This is a genomic window from uncultured Anaerococcus sp. (genome assembly GCF_947253225.1).
Lineage (GTDB): Bacteria > Bacillota > Clostridia > Tissierellales > Peptoniphilaceae > Anaerococcus.
Genome location: NZ_CAMXYR010000079.1, coordinates 1 through 5,111 on the forward strand (window position 1 = coordinate 1; position 5,111 = coordinate 5,111).

Consider the following 5,111-nt stretch of genomic DNA (forward strand, 5'->3'; position numbering starts at 1 on the left):
TCAAGAAACTCTGGGTGGTCTTTGAAAAGCTCTTTTAGCTTATCAGTGTACTTGGAAAGTCTAAAGAAATAAGTTTCTTCTTCTTGGTAGTCTACATCTCTTCCACAATCAGGACACTTGCCATCTTCCAACTGAGCCTCAGTCCAAAAAGTCTCGCAAGGAGTACAATAATATCCCTTATACTCACCCTTGTAGATATCGCCTTGGTCGTAGAGTTTTTTAAAGATTTTTTTGACATCTTCTTCGTGTTGATGCTCAGTTGATCTTATGAAACGGTCATAGTCAATCTCAAGTTTTTTCCAAAGCTCGATTGTCTCAGAAGCTATCTTATCGACAAAATCTTGAGGAGCAACTCCCGCATCTTGAGCACTTTTCATGATTTTTTGTCCATGTTCATCAGTTCCTGTAGTTAAGAAGGTATCATATCCTAATAAATTTTTGTATCTTTTGAGCACATCTGCAATAACAGAAGTGTAGGTATTACCGATATGAAGGTTGGAATTTGGATAATATATCGGTGTTGTAATATAATAAGGTTTTTTCTCTGTCATAATAATCCTTTCATAATCCTAATGCATATACTAGCTTTATCATACTTCAAAAGAGCCTATAAATCATCACTTTAATTTATCATTGATGAAAATAATATTTCAAAAAAATATTAGAGCCCGTTTAAAAAATCAAGTCCCTTGCTTTATCTTCTCAAGTAGTGTATATTAAACTATAATAAAACTTACAATGAAACCAGTAGGACCTTGTTTGAAACAACTTGGTACGAATTACACTTCATTTTGTTTACGACCTGCCTAGAGTCTATCCTAGGCGCTGAGTATAAAGAAAGCTGGTACCGCACTTGTTGCGCTTTTATGCTCTTTTTTTGTACCTATTTTTACGAAAAGAAAGGAAAATAAATGAAATTCACTTACGAAAAAGAATACGACAATATCTTTGATGAATTAGTTGACCGTGGCTACTATGAACAAGCTACCAACGAAGAAGAACTCAAGGACTTATTAAAAAACGAATCAGTAAAGTTTTACTGTGGATTTGATGCCACAGCCGACTCCCTAACTGTAGGCCACCTCATCCAAATCATGGTCATGATGCGTATGCAAAACTACGGCCACAGGCCTGTTGCCCTTCTCGGTGGAGGAACAACCCTTATAGGAGATCCTTCAGGAAGGTCTGATATGCGTCAAGTTATGACAGTCGAAAGAATCAACCACAATGCCGCTTGCTTTTACAAGCAATTCCAAAGATTTTTGGACTTCTCTGACGGCAAAGCTACCATGCTTAACAACAAGGATTGGCTCCTTGACCTAAACTTTGTAGAATTTCTAAGAGATGTGGGAAGCGAATTTTTAGTTAACGAAATGATAAAAAAAGATGCCTACAAGAACAGGATGGCAGCAGGTGGACTAACCTTCTTTGAATTTTCCTACATGCTCCTCCAATCCTATGACTTCTTGAAAATGTATAGGGAAGATGGGGTAAGTCTTGAAATGGGTGGGTCTGACCAATGGTCAAACATCATCGGTGGAGTTGACCTTATCAAAAAACACGAAAATGGCAAGGCCTACGGTATGACCTTCTCCCTCCTTACAACAGCTGACGGAGTAAAAATGGGTAAATCTCAAAAGGGAGCTGTATGGCTTGATGAAAATAAGACTTCCCCTTACGAAATGTTCCAATACATGAGAAATGTCGATGACAGGGATGTCGAGAAATTCCTCCTCCAACTTACCTTCCTCCCAACAGAAGAATGTAGAAGGCTAGGAAGCCAGACAGAAGCAAGCGAAATCAATAAGGCAAAAGAAATACTCGCCTACGAAGTTGTAAAACTCGTCCATGGCAAGGAGAAAGCTGACGAAGCTCTTGCAGCAGCCAAGGCTCTTTTCTCTGGCAAGGGAGATGAATCTGCCATGCCTACCAGTCAAATCGCAAAAGCCGACCTTCCAAAGGGTCTGCTTGCCCTAATGACAGAAACTGGCCTTACCAAATCAAATGGAGAGGCCAGAAGAGCCATCCAACAAGGTGGAGTATCAATCAACGATACAAAAATAACCGACCCTTCCTTTGAAGTTACAGAAGAAATCTTTGAAGAAGAAAGAATAATAATCAAAAAAGGCAAGAAAAACTTCCACAAGGTTGACCTCGCCTAGATATTTTACAAGTAGCCTTAGGGCTACTTTTTTTCGCCCTTATCTTAGATTAATATCGAATATAAGTCTATTGATATTAGATGAAATTTGTCCTATAATTAAATTAATCAAATATATATCTAACTTATCAGGCTATCTTAGATATATATCGAATAAAGGAGGTCTTATGGATCAAGTTTTTAATGATTTCAATATTATAGAAAAGCCCCTTCTTGTAAATGAGGCAGGGCTTATCATCTACTACTATACAAATTGGCTATCTGCCTCAAACAAGAGTCAATATAGCTTTGATATAGCCTATCCTGGCTTTTCTTTCTCAAAGGATTGGCTTTTGATTTCCATAGAAGAGGTTTTTGCTTCCGAAAAAGCCTATGTCGATTTTGTAAAGAAAGTTAAAAGTGAGGCCCTTCCTTATTTGGAGGAGTTTTTTACGGAAAAGAATACCGATATTCTTAATCTTTTTTACATATTTACGGAAAATGATGAGAATTATCTGCCTTTTTTTGCAGGAATTTTTCAAAATCTCAATATTTTTGATTTAAAAGATTTAACTTATGAGCGTTTCAAAGAAGTTTTTGACTTTTGTTTCCTAAAATTTATGGGAGTTGAGCTTGGTGATGAAAATCACAAGGACCTTGCAAGTCTTATAGTTAACAAAAAGAAGGCCTTCAAGGAAAATTTCATGACCTTGATAGCGAAACTTCCTTACAGGGATGAGTTGTCTATGAGCCTAGTGAGGTCTTACTCAAATACTAGGTCTATCTACGATAGGCTCCTTCCCCTTCTTGAAAAACTTTGTGAGATTTTAAAAGACCATATCCCTCTTATCAGTAAAGACCTAACAAATCATTTTGACCATATCAAGGAGGATGATTATAAGTTTATCAAGGATATTATTGACCAAGTTGGGATAAATTCTTTTTTACTTACTAATGATAAGCCCCTTAGTGTCTACTCTCTCTGTATGGCACCAAATATGGAAATGATTCAATTTATGTCAGAAGATATAGACTTTGCCTTTATAAAGTTTGGTATTTTTGCTGATAAGGAAAAGAAAAATCTAGGGAAGTTAAAACTCCTAAACCAGTACCTAAAGATTTTGGGAGATGCTACTAGGATTGATATCCTTGACCTCCTTATGGAGAAATCCTACTATTCCAAGGAACTATCAGACAAACTTTTCATAACTCCTGCCACTCTTTCCTATCACCTAAGCCAACTTCACGTTTGTGGCTTTGTAGGAGCCTATATCGAGGGTAGAAAGACTTATTACTATTTGAGAAAAGCTGGTTTTAAGAAAATCATAGATGACCTTAGCGAATTTGCTAGTAACATAAGGGAGGAAAATTATGACAAAAGAGACTAAGAAATTAAGGGAAAATCTCGCCCAAAACTTAAATTCAGAAGAAAGCATCAAAGCCTTTCTTAGGGGAAATAAATTATCAAATTTTAGGCTCTTGCAAATGGCCTATGCTCCCTTTAAGAACAATCTAAAAATAAAATTTTCACTAATAATCTATCCTTTTGTGGATGGGCTTATTCCTGTTTTGGAAGCCTTTATCATGTACTTTTTGGTAGACTTGATAGAAAAAAACACCGACCTCAGGACTATGATTCTTATAATTACAGCCTATAGCCTTATAATTTGTGCCTTCTCTATAATTTCTAAGCAAATTGAACGTAGAACTTATCCGACCTACATGGATACAAGGTTAAATTTATTTGTGAAAGCAACAGAATCTATTATGAAAATGGACTACGGTCTTGGGGAAAATTCCCTCTTTATGGGAGAGTTTACCAGGGGTTTTGAGCCATTTTCATGCAACAATACAGGTCTTGAGGGCATCTATCACGATATGTACCCCCTTTTTTCAAGTATCATCTCCTTTGTGGTGATTTCTGTAATTATGGCAAGGCTAAGCCCCCTAATCTTTGTCTTTGCCCTAATTTCCATCCTCATCCAATTAGGTCTAAGAAACTATACTGACAAGTACAGGCACGCCCACATGGGTGAGCTTAACAAGGTCAGAAGAAAGACGGAGGTGTATTATAATGAGGCTAGCGACTTCCGTTTTGCCAAGGATATCAGAATCTTCTCCTTCAAGGACAGGTTCATAGCAGGTTTTAGGCCCCTAGTCGCTGATGTAGTGAGAATTTCAAGAGTTTTTATTAAGCCAGAGATATACTTATCTCCAATCCTTGCCCTTAGTCTGGTCGGCATAGAGGCTATCTGCTATTATTTCTTGGCTGGAAAAATTATATCTAATGAGATTAACCTTAAAAACCTAACCCTAATAATTACTTCTGTGGCGATTTTTAGCAAGGTCTGTCTTGGTCTTGTTGATAACCTTGCCCAAACTAGGGCCAACCTCCTCTATGTGGCTGATGGTTTTGATATGATAAGAACTAAGCTAGAATCTACCTGGGGAGATGAGAAAATCACAGGACCTATGACAATAGAATTTAGAAATGTGTCCTTCTCCTACCCACTTTCTAGCACAAAGGTCTTGGAAAATCTCTCCTTTACCATAAAAGAAAGGGAAAAAGTCGCCATAGTTGGGGTCAATGGAGCTGGCAAATCTACCATAGTTTCCTTGATTTTGGGTCTTTACCAGCCAACAGAAGGTGAGATTTTAATAAATGGTATAAATGCCAAGACCCTTGACCTAGATGAAAGATACAAGGCCTTTGCTACAGTCCTTCAAAATGTAGAACCTCTTGCCGTATCCCTAGCAGAAAATGTGGCAGGAACTGATAAAAACATCGACAGGAAAAAGGTGATAGATGCCCTAGAAAAGGCGGGGCTTTCCTACAAGCTTGACCAACTTCCAAAGGGAATCGATACACAAATGACAAGAAACATCCACGAAGATGGAACCCTATTTTCTGGAGGAGAAAACCAAAAACTCGCCATAGCCCGTGCTATCTACAGAGAAAATGCCAAGGCTA

Annotated in this window: 4 protein-coding genes; 3 read left to right on the plus strand and 1 reads right to left on the minus strand. The window is 37.7% G+C overall.

Features of this window, described 5'->3' with window-relative positions:
• Nucleotides 1-551, minus strand: a 551-nt coding sequence (locus Q0W95_RS07330) for a class I tRNA ligase family protein (RefSeq protein ID WP_297791385.1), incomplete at its 3' end; no start/stop codon positions are given.
• A 360-nt stretch (nt 552-911) separates the two neighbouring features.
• On the opposite strand from Q0W95_RS07330, the gene tyrS reads away from it, so the two are divergent.
• The 3 genes from tyrS to Q0W95_RS07345 all read left to right on the plus strand — a co-directional run.
• Nucleotides 912-2,162: a tyrosine--tRNA ligase gene (tyrS, locus tag Q0W95_RS07335; RefSeq protein ID WP_297791387.1), complete on the plus strand. Its 1,251-nt coding sequence runs from the start codon at nt 912-914 to the stop codon at nt 2,160-2,162.
• Between the two features lie 166 nt (nt 2,163-2,328).
• The gene (locus tag Q0W95_RS07340; RefSeq protein WP_297791389.1) at nt 2,329-3,528 is read left to right on the plus strand and encodes a winged helix-turn-helix domain-containing protein; all 1,200 of its coding nucleotides are present in this window, start codon (nt 2,329-2,331) and stop codon (nt 3,526-3,528) included.
• A partial coding sequence (locus Q0W95_RS07345; protein ID WP_297791391.1) for an ABC transporter ATP-binding protein occupies nt 3,512-5,111 on the plus strand: 1,600 nt, incomplete at its 3' end. The genes Q0W95_RS07340 and Q0W95_RS07345, both read left to right, overlap by 17 nt.